The 17,452-nt window shown below is 67.3% G+C and carries 19 protein-coding genes; 6 read left to right on the top strand and 13 right to left on the bottom strand.

Going from position 1 to position 17,452, the window contains the following annotated elements; genetic code table 11:
* Positions 1-5: 5 nt before the first annotated feature.
* From B9C43_RS31130 to B9C43_RS31105, 6 genes are all read right to left on the bottom strand, one after another.
* Positions 6-653: a response regulator transcription factor gene (locus tag B9C43_RS31130; RefSeq protein ID WP_084430473.1), complete on the bottom strand. Its 648-nt coding sequence runs from the start codon at positions 651-653 to the stop codon at positions 6-8.
* Positions 641-1,855: a sensor histidine kinase gene (locus B9C43_RS31125; protein ID WP_160096792.1), complete on the bottom strand. Its 1,215-nt coding sequence runs from the start codon at positions 1,853-1,855 to the stop codon at positions 641-643. The genes B9C43_RS31130 and B9C43_RS31125 overlap by 13 nt, the downstream gene beginning before the upstream one ends.
* 55 nt (positions 1,856-1,910) lie before the next feature.
* On the bottom strand, positions 1,911-2,669 hold the full coding sequence (locus tag B9C43_RS31120; RefSeq protein ID WP_235038949.1) for an ABC transporter ATP-binding protein: 759 nt from the start codon (positions 2,667-2,669) through the stop codon (positions 1,911-1,913).
* A gap of 71 nt (positions 2,670-2,740) precedes the next feature.
* A complete protein-coding gene (locus B9C43_RS31115) occupies positions 2,741-3,574 on the bottom strand; it encodes an LLM class F420-dependent oxidoreductase (RefSeq protein ID WP_084430471.1) in 834 nt (277 codons plus the stop codon).
* Positions 3,575-3,612: 38 nt separating this feature from the next.
* Complete coding sequence (gene meaB, locus B9C43_RS31110; protein WP_407657133.1) at positions 3,613-4,572, bottom strand: methylmalonyl Co-A mutase-associated GTPase MeaB; 960 nt, start codon at positions 4,570-4,572, stop codon at positions 3,613-3,615.
* A gap of 14 nt (positions 4,573-4,586) precedes the next feature.
* Positions 4,587-5,771: an acetyl-CoA C-acetyltransferase gene (locus B9C43_RS31105; protein WP_033380819.1), complete on the bottom strand. Its 1,185-nt coding sequence runs from the start codon at positions 5,769-5,771 to the stop codon at positions 4,587-4,589.
* 146 nt (positions 5,772-5,917) lie between these two features.
* Between B9C43_RS31105 and mce the strand changes: the two genes are divergently transcribed.
* Positions 5,918-6,361 carry a methylmalonyl-CoA epimerase gene (gene mce / locus B9C43_RS31100; protein ID WP_033380792.1) on the top strand — a complete coding sequence of 148 codons (444 nt, stop codon included), beginning with the start codon at positions 5,918-5,920 and terminating at the stop codon, positions 6,359-6,361.
* Between the two features lie 89 nt (positions 6,362-6,450).
* Entirely contained in the window at positions 6,451-7,782 is a 1,332-nt protein-coding gene (ccrA, locus tag B9C43_RS31095) for a crotonyl-CoA carboxylase/reductase (protein WP_084430469.1), read from the top strand.
* Positions 7,783-7,785: 3 nt separating this feature from the next.
* Here the strand turns inward: ccrA and B9C43_RS31090 are convergent, their stop codons facing one another.
* From B9C43_RS31090 to B9C43_RS31080, 3 genes are all read right to left on the bottom strand, one after another.
* Positions 7,786-9,231, bottom strand: a complete 1,446-nt coding sequence (locus tag B9C43_RS31090) for a carboxylesterase/lipase family protein (protein ID WP_084430468.1) — start codon at positions 9,229-9,231, stop codon at positions 7,786-7,788.
* 158 nt (positions 9,232-9,389) lie between these two features.
* Positions 9,390-10,391 (bottom strand): ankyrin repeat domain-containing protein, encoded by a 1,002-nt coding sequence (locus B9C43_RS31085; RefSeq protein ID WP_084430467.1) that lies wholly within the window; start codon positions 10,389-10,391, stop codon positions 9,390-9,392.
* A 152-nt stretch (positions 10,392-10,543) separates the two neighbouring features.
* Positions 10,544-11,641, bottom strand: coding sequence for a chromosome segregation protein (locus B9C43_RS31080; protein WP_235038948.1), 1,098 nt, complete (start codon positions 11,639-11,641; stop codon positions 10,544-10,546).
* Between the two features lie 129 nt (positions 11,642-11,770).
* On the opposite strand from B9C43_RS31080, the gene B9C43_RS31075 reads away from it, so the two are divergent.
* The gene (locus tag B9C43_RS31075; RefSeq protein WP_033380822.1) at positions 11,771-12,148 is read left to right on the top strand and encodes an SPW repeat protein; all 378 of its coding nucleotides are present in this window, start codon (positions 11,771-11,773) and stop codon (positions 12,146-12,148) included.
* A gap of 82 nt (positions 12,149-12,230) precedes the next feature.
* Positions 12,231-12,818, top strand: a complete 588-nt coding sequence (locus B9C43_RS31070; protein WP_033380823.1) for a TetR/AcrR family transcriptional regulator — start codon at positions 12,231-12,233, stop codon at positions 12,816-12,818.
* Between the two features lie 59 nt (positions 12,819-12,877).
* On the opposite strand, the gene B9C43_RS31065 is transcribed toward B9C43_RS31070, so the two are convergent.
* Entirely contained in the window at positions 12,878-13,105 is a 228-nt protein-coding gene (locus tag B9C43_RS31065) for an FmdB family zinc ribbon protein (RefSeq protein WP_033380795.1), read from the bottom strand.
* 23 nt (positions 13,106-13,128) lie between these two features.
* Between B9C43_RS31065 and B9C43_RS31060 the strand changes: the two genes are divergently transcribed.
* A complete protein-coding gene (locus B9C43_RS31060) occupies positions 13,129-13,416 on the top strand; it encodes a hypothetical protein (protein ID WP_084430466.1) in 288 nt (95 codons plus the stop codon).
* Here the strand turns inward: B9C43_RS31060 and B9C43_RS31055 are convergent.
* Both B9C43_RS31055 and B9C43_RS31050 read right to left on the bottom strand, forming a co-directional pair.
* The gene (locus tag B9C43_RS31055; RefSeq protein ID WP_033380796.1) at positions 13,403-14,365 is read right to left on the bottom strand and encodes an adenylate/guanylate cyclase domain-containing protein; all 963 of its coding nucleotides are present in this window, start codon (positions 14,363-14,365) and stop codon (positions 13,403-13,405) included. The two genes, B9C43_RS31060 and B9C43_RS31055, sit on opposite strands and share 14 nt — an antisense overlap.
* Positions 14,362-14,814 (bottom strand): universal stress protein, encoded by a 453-nt coding sequence (locus B9C43_RS31050; protein ID WP_033380797.1) that lies wholly within the window; start codon positions 14,812-14,814, stop codon positions 14,362-14,364. Before B9C43_RS31050 ends, B9C43_RS31055 begins: the two co-directional genes overlap by 4 nt.
* A gap of 295 nt (positions 14,815-15,109) precedes the next feature.
* Between B9C43_RS31050 and B9C43_RS31045 the strand changes: the two genes are divergently transcribed.
* Positions 15,110-16,888, top strand: coding sequence for a 3-hydroxyacyl-CoA dehydrogenase family protein (locus tag B9C43_RS31045; protein WP_033380798.1), 1,779 nt, complete (start codon positions 15,110-15,112; stop codon positions 16,886-16,888).
* Here the strand turns inward: B9C43_RS31045 and B9C43_RS31040 are convergent.
* Entirely contained in the window at positions 16,885-17,442 is a 558-nt protein-coding gene (locus tag B9C43_RS31040; protein WP_200825773.1) for a cadmium resistance transporter, read from the bottom strand. The two genes, B9C43_RS31045 and B9C43_RS31040, sit on opposite strands and share 4 nt — an antisense overlap.
* Between the last annotated feature and the right edge of the window lie 10 nt (positions 17,443-17,452).

Genomic DNA, 17,452 nt, shown 5'->3' with positions numbered 1-17,452 from the left:
CCGACTCACCTGTTCAGATACGCCAGCACCGCCAGCACCCGGCGGTGCCCGCCGTCGCTCGGCGGCAGATCCAGCTTCGCGAAGATGTTGCCGATGTGCTTGTGCACGGCCCGTTCGGTGACCACGAGCTTTGTCGCTATGTCGCTGTTGGCGTGTCCTTCGGCCATCAGCCCGAGGACTTCCTTCTCCCGCGGGCTCAACGTGCTGACTGGGTCGTGCCCACGGCGGCGGCGCACCAGCAACTGGGCCACCACCTCGGGATCCATCACGGTCCCGCCACCAGCCACCCGGCGCAACGCGTCCACGAACTCGTCGACCCGGCTGACCCGGTCCTTCAGCAGGTAGCCGATTCCGCCGCGGCCGTCTGACAGCAACTCCGTGGCGTAGGTTTCCTCGACATACTGGGAAAGTACGAGCACTGGCAGCGACGGGAACTCCGCCCGGACCGCCAGCGCCGCCCGAAGTCCCTCGTCGCGGAACGACGGCGGCAGCCGAACGTCCACAATGGTCACATCCGGCCGGTGTTCCCTGACCGCTTCGACAAACGTGTCCCCATCACCGGCTGTGGCCACAACCTCGATGCCGCTGGTGCGCAGCAGGAGGTTGAGGCCCTCGGCCAGCAGGACATTGTCCTCAGCGATCACAACGCGCAAGGAAACTCCACCGATATCACCGTCGGCCCGCCCATCGGGCTGTCCACGGCCACCGTACCGTCCAGCGCCGCCACGCGCCGACGCATTCCGAGGATCCCAGTTCCCTTGGTCTCGTCGACGCCGCCGAATCCGTTGTCTGACACCGTGATCCGGAGGCAGTCGTCCCGGGTCACGCGTACCGACGCGGCGGTGGCGTGACTGTGCTTGGCGATGTTCGTCAACGCCTCCGCCACCACGAAATAAGCTGCCGCCTCGACCGGAGCCGGGACCCTCCCCAGGTCCTCGGTCTCCACCACGGTCGGCACCGGACAACGAGCACCGAGCGCGGCCAACGCCCCATCGAGGCCGCGGTCGGTCAGGATCGGCGGATACATCGTCCGGATGACGTCGCGCAGCTCCCCCATGGCCTGCTCGGCACCCTCACGCGCCTCCCGGACCAACGACGACACAGGATCCTTCTCGTCCAACGACTTCTCGGCGACCCCTAGCCGCATCGCGATGGACACCAGCCGCGCCTGTGTGCCGTCGTGCAGGTCACGCTCGATCCGACGCAGCTCCGCGTCGTGCGCGTTCACCGCGCCCGCCCTCGTCTCAGTCAGCTGTTCGACCCGCTCGGCCAGCTTCGACGGCGACAGCAGCATCTTCGAGATGTTCGCGTGCGCCTTGGCCAGGGCCGGCACGCCGAACCAGGCCAACGCGAGGCCGAGGACCGAGGTGGGCGCGCCGATCACGATCGCCCGGCCGACGTCCGTGATCGCGATGTCCATGATCCGGGCGGGCTCGTCCGCGGGCATCACCCACCAGAAAAACAGCAAGAACGTGCTGAACACCGCGAACGCCGAAAGGATCATGCCGAGCATGCCGAACGCGAACCCGAGGATCATGTTCACGAACAGCCAGGCCAGATCGCGCCACGTCGTCTGATCGGTCACCACCTGACGCACCCGGTCGAGCACCCCGCCGCTCAACGGCCGGTACTGCGGCGGCACGGGTGTGCGGAGCACCCAGCCGACCAGCTGGCGGTGCACGTCCGTCCACAGCCGGATCGTCATGATGACGATCGGGAAGAGTACGAACCCCAGCCCCGCCACGATCAGCGCGATCCCGCTCATCGGCAGCAGCATGAACAACGGCATCGCCACCGGCGCACTGATCCCGACCGCGGCCAGGTATCCGATGCTCCGCCCCCATTGCTTCACCATGTCCATGAGTCTGCCCTGGCCATCCGTCCGGCACAGTGGTACGAGCTACACCAATTCAGGCCGCGTGACGGTCACCCAGGTGCGTCATCCGCTCGGCGATCATCTCCGGCGTCGGCCTGCGCATCTCGCCCGCGAACTGGCCGTCAGCAAGGAAAACCACGGAGTCGGCGTACGAAGCCGCGACCGGGTCGTGCGTGACCATCAGGACCGTCTGGCCCATGCCCGTGACCACGTGACGCAACAGCTCAAGGACCTGGCGAGCGGTCCGGGTGTCCAGCGCGCCGGTCGGCTCGTCCGCGAACACGGCATCCGGCCTGGTCACCAACGCCCTCGCGATGGCCACACGCTGCTGCTGACCACCGGAGAGCTCGCTCGGCAACCGCTTGACCCGGTCGTCCAGCCCGACCGCCCTGATCACCTCGGCCAGTGCCGCTTTGTCGACACGCTTGCCCGCGAGCCGCAGCGGCAGCGTGATGTTCTGCTCCACGGTCAGCGTGCTGAGCAGGTTGTACGCCTGGAAGATGAACCCGATCCGCTCGCGGCGCAGCACGGTCAGCTGGGTCTCGGTCATCCCGGACAGCTCGGCGTCGGCCAGCCAGACCTGCCCGCTCGTCGGCCGGTCCAGGCCCGCCGCGCAGTGCAGGAACGTGCTCTTGCCCGAGCCGGACGGCCCCATCACCGCGGTGAAGGTGCCGCGACGCAGCTCGATGCTGACGTCGCGCAACGCGTGCACGGTCCCCGCGCCGGTCCCGTACGTCTTGGTGACCCCGCTCATCCTCAACGCCGGCGCCATCATCATCACCTGTGAGTTCATGACGGCAACGCTATTGAGGACGAGCGGACGTCAGAATGGCTCAAACACCCGAGTTCATCGTGGGGTTATCCCTACCCCTTGGCGAAGTCGGCTACCTTCGCCGCGTACTCGTCGAGCAGCCGCAACGTCTCGTCACGCGGCCGGGACGGCAGGAACAGGCCGAGCCGTTCGACACCGAGGCCATGGAAGGAGGACCACAGATCGAGGTCCTTCGGCGCACCGAACATGCTGACCGGCACATCTCGGCTCGCGGCGTCCCGCAGCTGCGCGATCCGCTTGGTCAATGGCCCGACCGGGAGTGGATTGGTAAGCCAGCCCGCGTCGTACTTGACCACGCGCCGCACCGTGGCGTCGGAGTCGCCGCCGATGTAGATCGGTGGGTGCGGTTGGCGGACCGGCTTCGGGCGGATGTGCACGGGGTCGAAGTCGACGAATTTGCCGTGGTACTCAGCCGGTTCGTCCGCCCACAGCGCCTTGATCGCCTCGATCCGCTCGTCCAGCAGCCTGCCGCGTGTCGACGGGTCGGTGCCGTGGTTGCGCATCTCCTCGAGGTTCCAGCCCGCGCCGACACCGAACACGAAGCGGCCGCCTGAGATCAGGTCGATCGTGGCGGCTTCCTTCGCCGTGACGATCGGGTCGCGCTGGATCAGCAGGGTGATCCCGGTGAACAGCAGGATCTTCTCGGTGACCGCGGCCGCGGCGCCGAGCGTGACGAACTGGTCGAGCGTCTTGTAGTAGACCGGCGGCAGGTCACCGCCGCCCGGATACGGGGTCTCACGGCTGGCCGGGATGTGCGTGTGCTCGGCGATGATCAGCGAGTCGAAGCCGCGTTCCTCGATCGCGCGGCCCAGATCGGCCGGGCCGATGGCATCGTCGGTGACGAACGTGGAAATCCCGAACCGCATCGAGTGACTCCGTCCTGTTGTCTCTCCCAGTCTGCAGGTCACGACGCCGGATCGGTGCGCGGTATTCCCGCGATCAACTGGTCAGCGGCAACGTACGGGTCCATGTCGCCCGCCGCCACCCGCTTTGCCAACGCGGCAAGGACATCGTGGCCGCGTCCTTCGAACCCGGCACGCACGGCTTCCAGCGCGATCGCCTCGACCTCGGCCTGCGCCCGCCGGTGCCGCCGTTGTTCGAGTTCGCCGTGACCGACGAGCCACTGGTGATGCGCGTCCAACGCCGTGACGACCTCGTCCACACCCTCCATTGTGGACGCGATGGTCCGGACGATCGGCTGGCGCCACGAGGCGCCGCCGACGCCTCGACGGGCCATCGCGACCATGTTCTTCAGATCCCGCACGGTCGCTTCGGCGCCGTCCCGGTCCGCCTTGTTCACCACGAACACGTCGGCGATCTCCAGGATCCCGGCTTTGGCCGCTTGAATGCCGTCACCCATTCCCGGCGCCAGCAACACAACCGTCGTGTCAGCGAGCGATACGACGTCCACTTCGGACTGTCCAACTCCGACCGTCTCGATCAGGACAACGTCGAAGCCCGCCGCGTCAAGGACTCTGAGCGCTTGCGGCGTCGCCCATGACAGGCCGCCGAGGTGCCCGCGCGTGGCCATCGAGCGGATGAAAACGCCGGGATCGGTGGCGTGTTCCTGCATCCGGATCCGGTCGCCGAGCAGCGCGCCGCCCGAGAAGGGCGACGACGGGTCGACCGCGAGCACACCGACGCGTTTTCCTTGCCGGCGCAGGGAAGTCACGAGTGCGGACGTGGATGTCGACTTGCCGACACCGGGCGGACCGGTCAGCCCGATGACCCGGGCATGTCCGGAGAAAGGCGCCAGCGCGGCAGCCACTTCACGCAGCTGCGGGCTGGCGTCCTCGACGAGCGAGATCAACCTGGCGATCGCGCGCGGCTGTCCGTCCCGCGCGCGACCGACCAGATCGTTCACATCACTGTTCACATTTATCGGGGGACACGGATGATCAGCGCGTCACCCTGGCCGCCGCCACCACACAGCGCCGCGGCACCGACGCCGCCACCCCGGCGCTTGAGCTCCAGCGCCAGGTGCAGCGCGAGCCGCGCACCGGACATGCCGATCGGGTGGCCGAGCGCGATCGCGCCGCCGTTGACGTTCACCTTGTCCGTGCTGATCCCGAGTTGGTCGGCGGAGACAAGGCCGACGGCGGCGAAAGCCTCGTTGATCTCGATGAGGTCGAGGTCCTCAGCAGCCAGGTTCTCCTTGGCCAGCGCGGCTTTGATCGCGTTGGACGGCTGCTCGTGCAGGCTCGCGTCCGGGCCCGCGACGACGCCGTGCGCACCGATCTCGGCCAGCCAGGTCAGGCCCAGCTCCTCCGCCTTGGCCTTGCTCATCACCACAACCGCCGCGGCACCGTCGGAAATCGGCGACGAGGAGCCCGCGGTGATCGTGCCGTCGCTGGCGAACGCGGGACGCAGCTTGGCGAGCGTCTCCACCGAGGTGTCGCCGCGGACGCCTTCGTCGGTGTCGACAACCAGCGGGTCACCTTTCCGCTGCGGCACCGGCACCGGGACGATCTCCTCGGCGAAGAAGCCGTTCTTCTGCGCGGCAGCAGCCCGCTGGTGCGAACGGACCGCGAACTCGTCCTGCTGCTCGCGCGTCACGTTGTAACGCGAGTTGTACTTCTCGGTCGACGCACCCATGGCCACCTGGTCGAACGCGCAGAACAGACCGTCGTGCGCCATGTGGTCCATCATGGTCACGTCGCCGTACTTGTACCCGCCGCGCGACTTGGACAGCAGGTGCGGCGCCTGAGTCATCGACTCCTGGCCACCGGCGACGATGATGTCGAACTCACCCGCCCGGATCAGCTGATCCGCCAGCGCGATCGCGTCAAGGCCGGACAAGCAGACCTTGTTGACGGTCAACGCGGGCACGCTCATCGGGATGCCGGCGGCGGCCGCGGCCTGGCGCGCCGGGATCTGACCGGCACCGGCGGTCAGCACCTGACCCATGATCACGTACTGCACCTGCTCAGGCGCCACCCCGGCCCGCTCGAGCGCTCCCTTGATCGCGAAGCCGCCGAGCTGTGCGCCGGAGAAATCCTTGAGCTGCCCGAGCAGCCGCCCCATGGGGGTGCGGGCTCCAGCGACGATGACGGAACCGGACACAACTGCCTCCAACACAAGATGCGAGCGCTCGTTAACCTGACGATACCTATGGGTATCCCTCTGCACCGATTCCGTGTGAAGGACTGTGTCGCGCACACCACACAACCGTCGCGCGCGGCTTACGGAACGTGCTTACTCTCTTTTCCATGTCAGATCATGCCGCAGCCAAGGTCACTGCGATCGACCACGTCGGCATCGCGGTACCCGACCTCGACGAAGCCATCGCGTTCTACCAGGAGACCTTCGGGCTCGTGGTGAGCGCGACCGAGGTCAACGAACAACAAGGCGTCCGCGAAGCGATGCTGCGCGCACCGGGCGACGACGGCTCCGGCACGGCGATCCAACTGCTCGCCCCGCTGACTCCCGACTCGACCATCGGCAAGTTCCTCGCCAAGCGCGGCCCGGGCTTGCAACAGCTCGCGTACCGCGTCGAGGACGTCGACCAGGCGTCCGACGCGATCCGCGGCAAGGGGCTCGACACGCTGTACGACGCGCCGGTCCACGGCACGGAAAACAGCCGGGTCCAGTTCATCCACCCCAAGTCGGCCGGTGGCGTGCTGGTCGAATTGGTGGAGCCGGATAAACACTGAATCGGTCCGGGTGGCGCAGGTCTCACATTTGTGGTGATCTCCGATTACCCGTGGGTAACCTCCGGAAATCACGACGTTGGAGGTCAGGCGTGGAAAAGATCCGTGACGCCATTCTTTCGGGTGACTTGTCCGCCGTTGGCGGTCTGGATGTGCCGGATCACTATCGTGCGGTAACCGTGCACGCGGACGAAGTGGAAATGTTCGCGGGACTGCCCACCCCGGACAAGGACCCCCGGAAGTCGCTGCACGTCGAGGACGTCGCGACGCCGGAGCTGGGCCCGGGCGAGGCGCTGGTCGCGGTGATGGCATCGGCGATCAACTACAACACGGTGTGGACGTCGATCTTCGAGCCGCTGGACACCTTCGGGTTCCTGCGCCGCTACGGCAAGACATCCGAGCTGGCCAAACGGCACGATCTGCCTTACCACGTCGTGGGTTCCGACCTGGCAGGCGTGGTCCTGCGCACCGGCCCCGGTGTCGGTGCGTGGAAGCCGGGCGACGAGGTCGTGGCGCACTGCCTGTCGGTGGAGCTGGAGCACCCGGACGGCCACAACGACACGATGCTGGACCCGGAGCAGCGGATCTGGGGCTTCGAGACGAACTTCGGCGGCCTCGCCGAGCTGGCGTTGGTGAAGTCCAACCAGCTGATGCCCAAGCCTGCCCACCTGACCTGGGAGGAAGCCGCTTCCCCCGGTCTGGTCAACTCGACGGCGTACCGCCAGCTCGTGTCCAGCAACGGCGCCGCGATGAAGCAGGGCGACACCGTGCTGATCTGGGGCGCCTCCGGCGGTCTTGGCTCGTACGCGACCCAGTTCGCCCTGAACGGCGGCGCGACCCCGGTGTGCGTCGTGTCGAGCCCGGCCAAAGCCGAGATCTGCCGCCGAATGGGCGCGGAATTGATCATCGACCGGTCGGCCGAGGACTACAAGTTCTGGTCGGACGAGAACACCCAAAATCCGCGGGAATGGAAGCGCCTGGGTGCCAAGATCCGCGAGCTGACCGGCGGTGAAGACCCGGACATCGTTTTCGAGCACCCCGGCAGGGAAACCTTCGGCGCAAGCGTTTACGTGACCAAGCGCGGTGGCACGATCGTGACGTGTGCGTCGACTTCGGGCTTCATGCACCAATACGACAACAGGTATCTGTGGATGCACCTCAAGCGCATCGTCGGCTCGCATTTCGCGAACTACCGCGAGGCGTCGGAGGCGAACCGGCTGATCGCCAAGGGCAAGATCCACCCGACCCTGTCGAAGGTCTACCCGATGGAGGAGACCGGGCAGGCGGCGTACGACGTGCACCGCAACGCCCACCAGGGCAAGGTCGGCGTGCTGTGCCTGGCACCATCCGAAGGCCTCGGCGTGCGAGACGAGGAGATGCGCGCCAAGCACATCAACGCCATCAACAACTTCCGCGGCGTCTGACGTTCACCGGCTGATCAATGGCAGGGCCGCGAATGTGTGGTCCTGCCAGATCAGCCGTGACGCCTCCTCCGGGTACGGGATGACCGTCGACTGCACGTCGAAGATCTGCGTCAGGCGCTTGTCAGCGTCGTACGCAGGCCATCCAGGGTCACCGTTCTTCGCGAACGCCGTCCACGCTGCACGCATGCGGGCGGACAACGTCTCCGCCTCAGGAGCACCGTTGATCAGCATCGCGGGCTGGCCCTTGTCGATGTTGCCGAAGACAAGAGGGACGTCCAGGCCGTGGCACGCACCGCCCATGGTCGGTGAGCTCCAGGTCAGTTCGTAGAGGTACGCCCGGCCACCCCCGCTGACCTGCGCCTCGGCGAGGTGGAACGACGGCATCCGGAAGAGCCAGTCTCCGTGGACGAGTTCGTACAACTCTTCGGGGCCCGCGTCGGGATACTGGCCCGGCGCGAAAATCTCCAGCGCGGCCGTCGCCTGCTCCTCGGTCACTTCGCCGACCATGCCTTGGATCGCGGTGAACAACCGCTGCTCGTCCCGGGTGTGGCCGACGATGAGGTCGATGTCTCGGGCGGTGCCTTTGCGTAGCGCCTGCCATGGGGCCGTGGGCAGGACATCGCCGTCGACGACAGGCGAGAACGGAATGGTCCGGTGCGCGGGCCGGCCCCAGCGATCCGTGAACTGACTGATCTTCGCCGTGACCGCGTCACCGGCGCCGGACAGCCCATTCGGGTCCACAGTAGACAAATCGGCCACGGTTGGCTTGCGCCCCAGTTCCGCGGCACAGGCGGTAGCGATGTCCTGGGCGAGCTCCGGCGTGAAGAACGTGCCCGCGACACTCTGCGCGATGGCCCTCTGGAAAAGCCCTTTCGCACGCGGTATCGCCAGCAGGGCCGCGACCGACCCGCCGCCCGCCGACTGACCGAAAACCGTGACACGACCGGGATCACCGCCGAAGGCATCGATGTTGTCGCGTACCCACTCCAACGCGGCGACCTGGTCGAGCAGACCACGGTTGGCCGGTGCGCCTTCGATCTGCGCGAAACCTTCGATGCCCACGCGGTAGTTGAACGTGACCACCACGACGCCTTCCCGGGCAAGGCGTGCGCCGTCGTATTCGGGAAGGCTCGACATGCCGAGGATGTAGGCGCCGCCCGGGATCCACACCATGACAGGCAGACCGGTACCCGGCGGCGACCAGACGTTGACCGTCAGCCAGTTGTCGTCGTCCTCTACGAGGGTGTCCATGCCGAAGAAACCGGCCTGCGGCGCGGGTGGGCCGAACCGCGTGGCATCCCGAACCCCGTCCCAGGCCTTTGCCCGTTGCGGCGCGGCGAACCGCAGGCCCCCAACCGGCGGCTCAGCGAAGGGGATGCCACGGAAGACCGCCACACCGTCCTCGGTCGTGCCACGCACTTTCCCCGCCGCCGCGCGGACTTCGGTCATCACAACGTCCTCTCTCCATGCTTACGGCTGGGGATCTTCCACGCGTGATCTCAGTGCGCGCCAACGATTTACGTGCGGCCTCCAACCCGTGACCAGCGCAAAGTGCCTCTCGTTGCAATGAAGTGTGCCCTTTGGGCTGCACCTCTTGGCAACGATCCTCAGGACGCGGTCAACGGCTTGAGGATCGCCTCGACCTCACGGCGTCCCGAGCTGTCGCGACACCACTGCAGCGGAGTGCGTTGGCTCTGCGGATCGCGCACGTTCGGGTCCGCACCAAGAGCCAACAGCCGCCGAACACTCGCTGCCCTGCCGCTGCCCGCGGCGATATGCAGCGGCATCCGCTGCCATTCGGCGTCGGCCTCATTGACCGGAGTCCCGGCGGCGACGAGCTGGTCGATGACTTCCAGCCGTTCGTGATCGGCGGCGAACACCAAGGCCCGCAGGCGGTTCTGCAGCGGGAACCGCTGCGGCGGCCAGCCCGTGAGATCGCCCGCCGCGGCCGCCATTTCCAGGCTGTCGATCCGGGCTCCGGAGGCCACCAGCAAATCGACCACCTCGGTCATGCTGAAAACGGCCGCGTGATGCAGCGCCGTACCGCTGGGAACTCCGCCGGAGTCGGGGGCGGACACGGCTTCGAGGTTCGCGCCCGCGTCGATCAGCACGCGGGCGACCTCCGCGTCGCCGTAGCTTGCCGCGGTGATCAGCGGGGTCTCGCTGTCGCCGGGATGCCCGTCGACCGGCGCGCCTGCGCTGATCAGTGCTTTGGCGATGGTGCCGGTGCCCGGCAGGTCACGTGGCAAGCCCAGTCGTGCGCTGTCGAAGCGCAGCATCGCCATGTAGCCGAGGACGTCAGCGCCCTTCTGGTGGTCGCACCAGTGCTCCATCTTGGTCGTGGCCAAGGCGGGATGCTCGGCCAACAGTTTGGTCAGCCGGGACAGGTCCCTGCTGTTGAACACGTCGCGCCGTTCCACTTCCAGCTTGAGCCTCGCCCAGCTGGAGAAGCCGTATTCACGGGCGATCGCCAGCTGCGCCGAGGCCAGGATGACCGGTGGGGAGATCCGGCGGAGCGCGTCGTGGTCGCCGCGTTTGGCAGCACGCAGAAGGTCTTTGGCCTGATGCCGCAACTGGGTCATGTTCGGCCGGGCCGGAAGGTACTGCATGACGTCTCCTTCGTAGCCCCGTGGTCCGCGTCGGGGTCGAAAGAGGCCGTCATGGGCAGCTGTTCATGCACAGCGGAGGTGGACTCTGTCCTGCCCGCGGACCCGGCGGCGCCCTCCAGCGCACGCCGGGTCAGTGTAACTGCCTGCCGAAATCAGGGGCGCGGTTTGTGCACGGGCTTCGCGACCGGCTTGGTGGCGTCGGTGTTCGAGTTCTCGTCCGGCTCCGCGGGCTCCCAGTGCTCCTTGGGCGGCCCACCCGCCGCCTCGGTCTGGCTCAGCGGCTTGATCGCCTTGGTCGGCGACTCGTCCGGGCGACGCTCCTCCGGCAGCGGATCCAGCACCGGTGTCGCGTTCTCCAGCACGACGTCCGCGTCCTGGATCAGGCTGCGAGCCTGACGCAACTGGTTGGCCACCCGCGTGCGCAGCTGACGCAACGCGGCGACGCGCTGGGCGGCGTGACTGATCCGACGGTTGGCTTCCTCGGTTGCTTCGCGGACGCGGCGGTGGGCTTCCTCACTCGCTTCCTGCAGCCGGGCCTTGGACTCGGTGATCGCGTCGTGCCTGCGGCGGTTGGCTTCCTCGGTCGCCTCACGGACGCGGCGCTCGGCCTCGGACTTACTCGTGGCTTCCTGCTCGGCCAGCGCACGCATCGACTCCGTGCGGCGGGAGGCCATGGCGATCTCGAAGTCCTCTTCGACCTGGGCGCGCCGCTGCTCGGACTCGGCGTCCAGCCTGGCCCGCTCGTCCTGGCCGGCCTTGGTGATCTCGTCGGCCTGCTGGCGGGCTTTCGCCAGCACCTCGCGGTGCTCGGCCTCCATCTCGGCACGCCGCGTGTCCAGGCCGCGCAGCATCTCCTCGTAACGGGCGCGCAGCGCGTTGGCGTCCGTCTCGGCCTTCGCCCTGATGTGCCCGGCCTCTGCTTCGGCGCGGGCCTTGGTCTCGGTCGCCTCGTCCTGCGCGAGGCGCAGCATCCGCTGCAGACGTTCGCTCAGGCCTTCCAGCGTGGTCGGCGGCAGGGACAGCCGCTCGATCTGGCCGCGCATGTCGTCGATCTCGGAGCGGGCGATCTCCAGCTGGCGCGCCAGATCCGCCGCCTGGGAGACCGCCGCGTCGCGGTCGGCGGCGAGCAGGCGCATGTCCCGGTCCACCCGTTCCAGGTGCTCGTCGACTTGCGCACGGTTGTAGCCGCGCTTCGCATAGTCGAAGCCTGCGCCAAGGGGTACGAGCTCACGCTCCTCGCCAAGAGCCATGCACCCAACCTACCGCGAGTGGGATGCCGGCAAACCCACTGCCTGAACCACGGTCGAAGACTTGACCGGCCGGCCAACCAAGCGCACTATCAAGACGTAGGACCTTTCTCCTTCGTGGAGGTGATCGCAATGAGCGACATGACGAGCCCAGCGCGGGCCTGGACCCGTTGGCAGGACTGGGTGGAGGTGGTGCTCGGTGTGGTCGCGGTGCTCTCGCCGCTCTGGTTGGACACGACGAACACCGTGACCTGGACGTTGATCGTCCTCGGCGCGCTGATCGCACTGGACGGTCTGTTCTCGCTGGCAATGCCCGGCGTCGTCTACGGCGAGTACGTGCAGGTCGTGCTCGGCGTTCTGCTCTTCATCTCGCCGTGGGTCATGGGCTTCACCGACATGGCCGGCGCGATGTGGAGCTCGTTCATCATCGGCGCGCTGACCCTCATCATGGGGCTGGCAGCGCTGCCGGCAGCCAACACCGCACACCGCGGGATGGCAGGCCAGCACTGAGGATTACCCCAACCTTGTTGCGGAGTGCGTGCCGGACTTGATGTGATGCCGGTGCGCATTCCGCTTGAGGGGGTTGTTGCCAGTGGCCCGGTCGAAGTCCGGTGACGATCCCTCGGCGAAGGAACGGATCCTCACCGCAGCAGAGAAACTGTTCGCCGAAACGGGTTTCGACGCGACGCCGACCTCACGTATCGCCGAAGCCGCGCGAGTGCCGAAAGGCCTCGTGCACTACTACTTCCGCCGCAAGTCAGATCTGTTGACCGCGCTGGTCAAGCGGCTGCCCGACCAGTTCATCGAACCCGCGCAGGTAGTGGTCCCTGGAGACGTGGCCGCGAGCCTGCGGCGGTTGGTGGCCGAGCTGGACGCCCGGCTTTCCGATTCCCGGCTCCTGTCGCACCTGTTGTGGCGGGAAGCCGACACGCACAAGGATGTCCGCGAAGCACTGCAGGCACGGTTCCAGACGATCGTCCACCAGGTGAAAGCGGTGATCATCGCCGCGGGTGCCGGCTCGATCGCGATGGCCGACGTCGACAGCGCGGCCGGATTGTTCGCCCTTGCCGTGAGCTACCGGCATTCAGTCGCCCGGCATCCCGAAGACACGCCGATGATGGACCGTGAAGTGGAGTTCATCGCCGACGCCCTGACGCTGGGCGCCGGCGCGAAGACATAGAGGACACAGAGGACATAGCGGTCGCGCTGGCCCGGCGTGTGCTGGCAAGCAGCGCCGGGTCAGCCGCAGCAGCCTCCGCCGCAGCAACCGCCACCGCCGCCACCCGAGGGCGCCATCGCGGGAGCGGAACCGGCACCGGCGCGGCCACCGAGGCCTGCCATGGTCAACAACTTCACGGTGTCCGTGTGGCCCGCGGGGCAGGCGGCTGGCGCGCTCGACTCGCTCATCGGCCGGTTGACCTCGAACGTGTCAGCGCAGTCACGGCACTTGAACTCATAGGTCGGCACGTATCGAAATATAGTTCTTGCCTGTGCCCCGACGGAACCGGATCAAGCGCGACGAGCCACGTCTCAGCGGCGCGGCTTCCTTGCAGCGCAGCGAGCAAGGGCCGGACGGCGACTGGTACGTCCGCTCTGTTTCGGGCACGGCGACGACCAAGACCTACCGTTGCCCCGGCTGTGATCACGAGATCCGCCCGGGCACTCCGCATGTGGTGACGTGGCCCGCGAACGAGTACGGCAGCGTGGAAGAACGCAGGCACTGGCATCGCGCCTGCTGGGACGCCCGTCTGCGGCGCAGGCCGACTAGGCGCGCCTGAGCACCGACGGCTTGAGCCGGTGGAAGCCGCGCACCGATACCGGGCGCTTCTGCCGGACCACGTAAGCCCGATCGCCCTCCAGCGCGGCGGCCATCTCGGAGTCGATCAACACCGCCCCCGGGTGGCAGATGGACGTCAGGCGGCTCGCGATGTTGACGGTCGATCCGTAGATGTCACCGAACCTGCTCAGCACTCGCCCATACGCCAGACCCGCGCGCAGTGAAGGCAATTCAGGGTCGTCCTCGGCCAACGTCACCAGGGTCAGTGCGATGTCCGCGCCTGCCTGCGGCGTGTCCGCCACGAACAGGACCTCGTCGCCGAGCATCTTCACCACGCGGCCGTGATGTTCGGCGATCGCTTGCGTCACCGTGGTTTCGAACCGTTCCAGGACGGACGCGAGCTCGGTTTCGCTGGACCGGCGGGTGAGGCTCGTATAGCCGACCATGTCCGCGAACCCGACGGCCTGGCTGCCTTCTTCGAGGGGTTCTTCGGGCGCCGCGAGCGCACGGCCCGCGTACGCCGCGAGCTGACGGCGCCAGGTGAAGTTGTGCAGCCGCTCCAGGTCAGGGATCAGGCGGTCGATGAAACGCGTGAAACCGCGTTCGTCCTCCAGCAACGACGGCTGCGCGGCGACGAGTTCGCGCAGGACGTGGATCTCCATCTCGGCGATCCTCGACACGTGCTGGCCCAGCACGCGGGCGATCGAGTTCTGCACGGACAGGTCATAGAGCCCCAGGTCAGCCAGTTCCTGGACCATCCGCAGGGCTTCGACGTCGTTGTCGGTGAACACCACTTCGTCGTCGCCGACGCTGGCGAAACCCAGTGACCGCCACAGTTCCGTGGCGCGTTCCAGCGGCACGCCCGCTTTCTCGGCGACCTCGTGCCGCGTGTACTTCCGGCGGCCACCGAGCAGGACGCGTTCGATCCTGGCTTGCAGGGACTCGCTCACGTCGTGTGCACGATGAGCACGTCGACGCCGGATTTCCGGGCGACCTCGGACGGCACTGAGCCCAGGATCCGGCCGGTCAGCGTGTTCAGGCCGCGGTTGCCGACCACGAGCAGGTCGGCTGACCGCTCCTTGACCAGCTTGGTCAGCGTCGGCACCGGGTCACCGACCACGGCGACCGTGTCGATCTTGTCCGCGCCCGCCTTGACGGCTCGCTCCGACGCGGTCCGGACGGTGTCCTCCGCAGGAGCGGAGCCGACCACCTGGTAGGCGACGTCGCTGCCGAGCTCGTCCTGAGCGTGTTCGACGTCACGCTGACTCGCGGGTTGGTAGGCGCACGCGATGACCAGCGTCGCGCCAGTGGATGCGGCAACGGCGGCGGCTTTGTCGACCGCGCGATACGACGAGTCCGAACCGTCCGTGCCGACGACAATGGTCTGGTAGGCAGCCATGGGAGCCCTCCTCGGCGATCTACTGCGGGTAACTTACCCGGTCGTAGCCACGCCACACACCTCCCGACGCGCGTGTCCACCTTTCCAGCACCGCGTGTCCACCTTTCCGGCACATCGAAATCCCCCTGCCCGCCGTGTGCGCTGCGATTTCGGGTGCCGGAATGGTCGACACGGCGTGCCGCAATGGTGGACACGGCCATCTTTCTCGATACTGAGGCGTAGTTCACGTAATTCCAGGCAATTGCCGAGGCATCGTGGTTACCCAACGGTAAGGACCCGGCCTTGGAGGTTTCCGGTGAGTCGCGAGTTCAGGCAAGTTGGCGTGGTCGGTCTCGGTATTCAGGGTGCCGGGGTCGCGGAGGTGTTCGCGCGTGCCGGATTCGCGGTAGTCGGCGTGGAGGTCGACCAGGAAAGCCTTGAACACGGCCGTGGCCTGATCGAGCACTCGACCGATCGGGCTGTCGCTGGCGGCAAGCTGACCGCGGACGAGCGGACCGCGCTGCTCGGCCGGATCAGCTACACCACCAGCCTCGCGGACGTGTCTGAGTGCGACATCGTGATCGAGGCCGTCACCGAGCAGCTGGAGCTGAAGGCGTCGGTGTTCGCCGAGCTCGACCGGATCACCCGGCCGGAGACCATCCTGGCGACCAACACGTCCTCGCTGTCGGTCACCGAGATCAGTGTCCACACTGGACGGCCGGAGCGGGTCGTCGGTACGCACTTCTTCAACCCCGCGCCGGTGCTCAAGCTGGTCGAGGTGATCCGGACGGTGGTCACCGAGCCGGACGTGATCGCGGACGTGACCGGCCTGATCGAGCAGGTCGGCAAGACCGCGCTGGTGATCGGCGACCGGGCCGGTTTCCTGTCCAACTCGCTGCTGTTCAGCTACCTCAACCACGCGGTGCGGATGTACGAGCAGAAGTACGCCAGCCGCGAGGACCTCGACGCCGCGATGCGGTACGGCTGCGGCTACCCGATGGGCCCGCTGGCCCTGCTCGACCTGATCGGCTTGGACATCGCGTCGGAAGTCCTCGACACGATGTACAAGCAGTCCCGCGACCGGCTGCACGCACCCGCCCCGCTGCTCAAGCAGATGATCACCGCGGGCCTGCTTGGCCGTAAGAGCGGCCGTGGTTTCTACACCTACGAGGAGCCAGGCTCCCCGGTCGTGGTGCCGGACGCCAAGACGCCTCGCAAGTCCACTGAGGACGGTGTCACGCCTCGGGATGTCGCCCGCGTCGGCGTGGTCGGCACGGGCACGATGGCGACCGGTATCGCCGAGGTGTTCGCCAAGAAGGGCTTCGACGTCGTGCTGCGGGCGCGCAGCGAGGACAAGGCGAACGCGGCCGTGGCGAAGGTCCGCAAGTCGCTGGATCGCGCGGTGGCCAAGGGAAAGCTGTCGGAAGCCGACCGGGACGCCGTGCTTGCCAAGATCGTGCCCGCGGTCGAGTTCGAAGAGCTCGCCGACTGCGATCTGGTGATCGAGGCCGTGGCAGAGGACCTTTCGGTGAAGCGGGCGGTGTTCGGCGCGCTGGACGAGGTCTGCAAGCCCGGCACGGTCCTCGCGACAACGACCTCCTCGTTGCCGGTGATCGAATGCGCGGCCGCGACTTCGCGGCCCGCCGACGTGATCGGCCTGCACTTCTTCAACCCCGCTCAGGTGATGAAGCTCGTCGAGGTCGTCGACACGATCGCGACGAGCGCCGACGTGGTCGCCACGGCCCACGCGATCTGCGAGAAGGTCGGTAAGCACCCGGTGCACTGCGGCGACCGCGCCGGGTTCATCGTCAACGCCTTGCTGTTCCCGTACCTCAACGACGCGGTGAAACTCGTCGAGGCGCACTACGCGTCGGCCGAAGACGTCGACAACGCGATGAAGACCGCGTGCAGCCTGCCGATGGGCCCCTTCGAACTGCTCGACGTCGTCGGACTCGACGTGTCACTGGCGATCGAGCGAACCCTGTACAACGAGTTCCGCGAGCCCGGGTTCGCTCCGGCGCCGTTGCTGGAGCACCTCGTCACGGCGGGGCGGCTGGGTCGTAAGACCGGCAAGGGTTTCCGGGACTACACCTAGAAGACGTCGACAAGGATCACGGTCCCGATGCCGATGAACACCACGGGCACGATCCAGTGCCCGTAGCGTTCGACCACCGCGATCACCTTCTTGTGCGAGCCGAGCCATGAGCCCGCCAGGCACCACACGGCGACGAGGACGGCGAACACAGCGGCCGTGATCAGGCTCGGCCCGAGCCCGATCGTGCGGAACAGTGGCGTGTAGACGGAGATGTTGTCGGCGCCGTTGGCGATGGTCACGCCAGCGACCGACAACATTCCCGTCGCCACAGCAGGCGGTTCGTCGTCACGTGCTTTGAACAGCCCACGCACACCCAATGCGATCGGCACGAGCCCGAGCAGCCCGACCCACCGATCCGGAATCACGGTCAAGCCCAGCGCAGCCAAGGCCGAAACAGCCACCAAAGCGGCGATTCCGGTGTACTGACCGGCCCAGATCTGCCACGGCTTCGGCTTGCCGACTGCCCGAGCGGCGAGGAACAGCACTGTCAGCACGAGCAGATCGTCGACGTTCGTGCCGACGAAGACGCCGGCGGCGGTCAGCAGCGTGTCCACCAGGGCATGT

Origin of the sequence: Kibdelosporangium aridum (assembly GCF_900176515.1) — a bacterium.
In the GTDB taxonomy this organism is placed as follows: domain Bacteria; phylum Actinomycetota; class Actinomycetes; order Mycobacteriales; family Pseudonocardiaceae; genus Kibdelosporangium; species Kibdelosporangium aridum.
The sequence above is the reverse complement of the archived record's forward strand: the minus strand, read 5'-3'. Positions and strand labels throughout refer to the sequence as shown.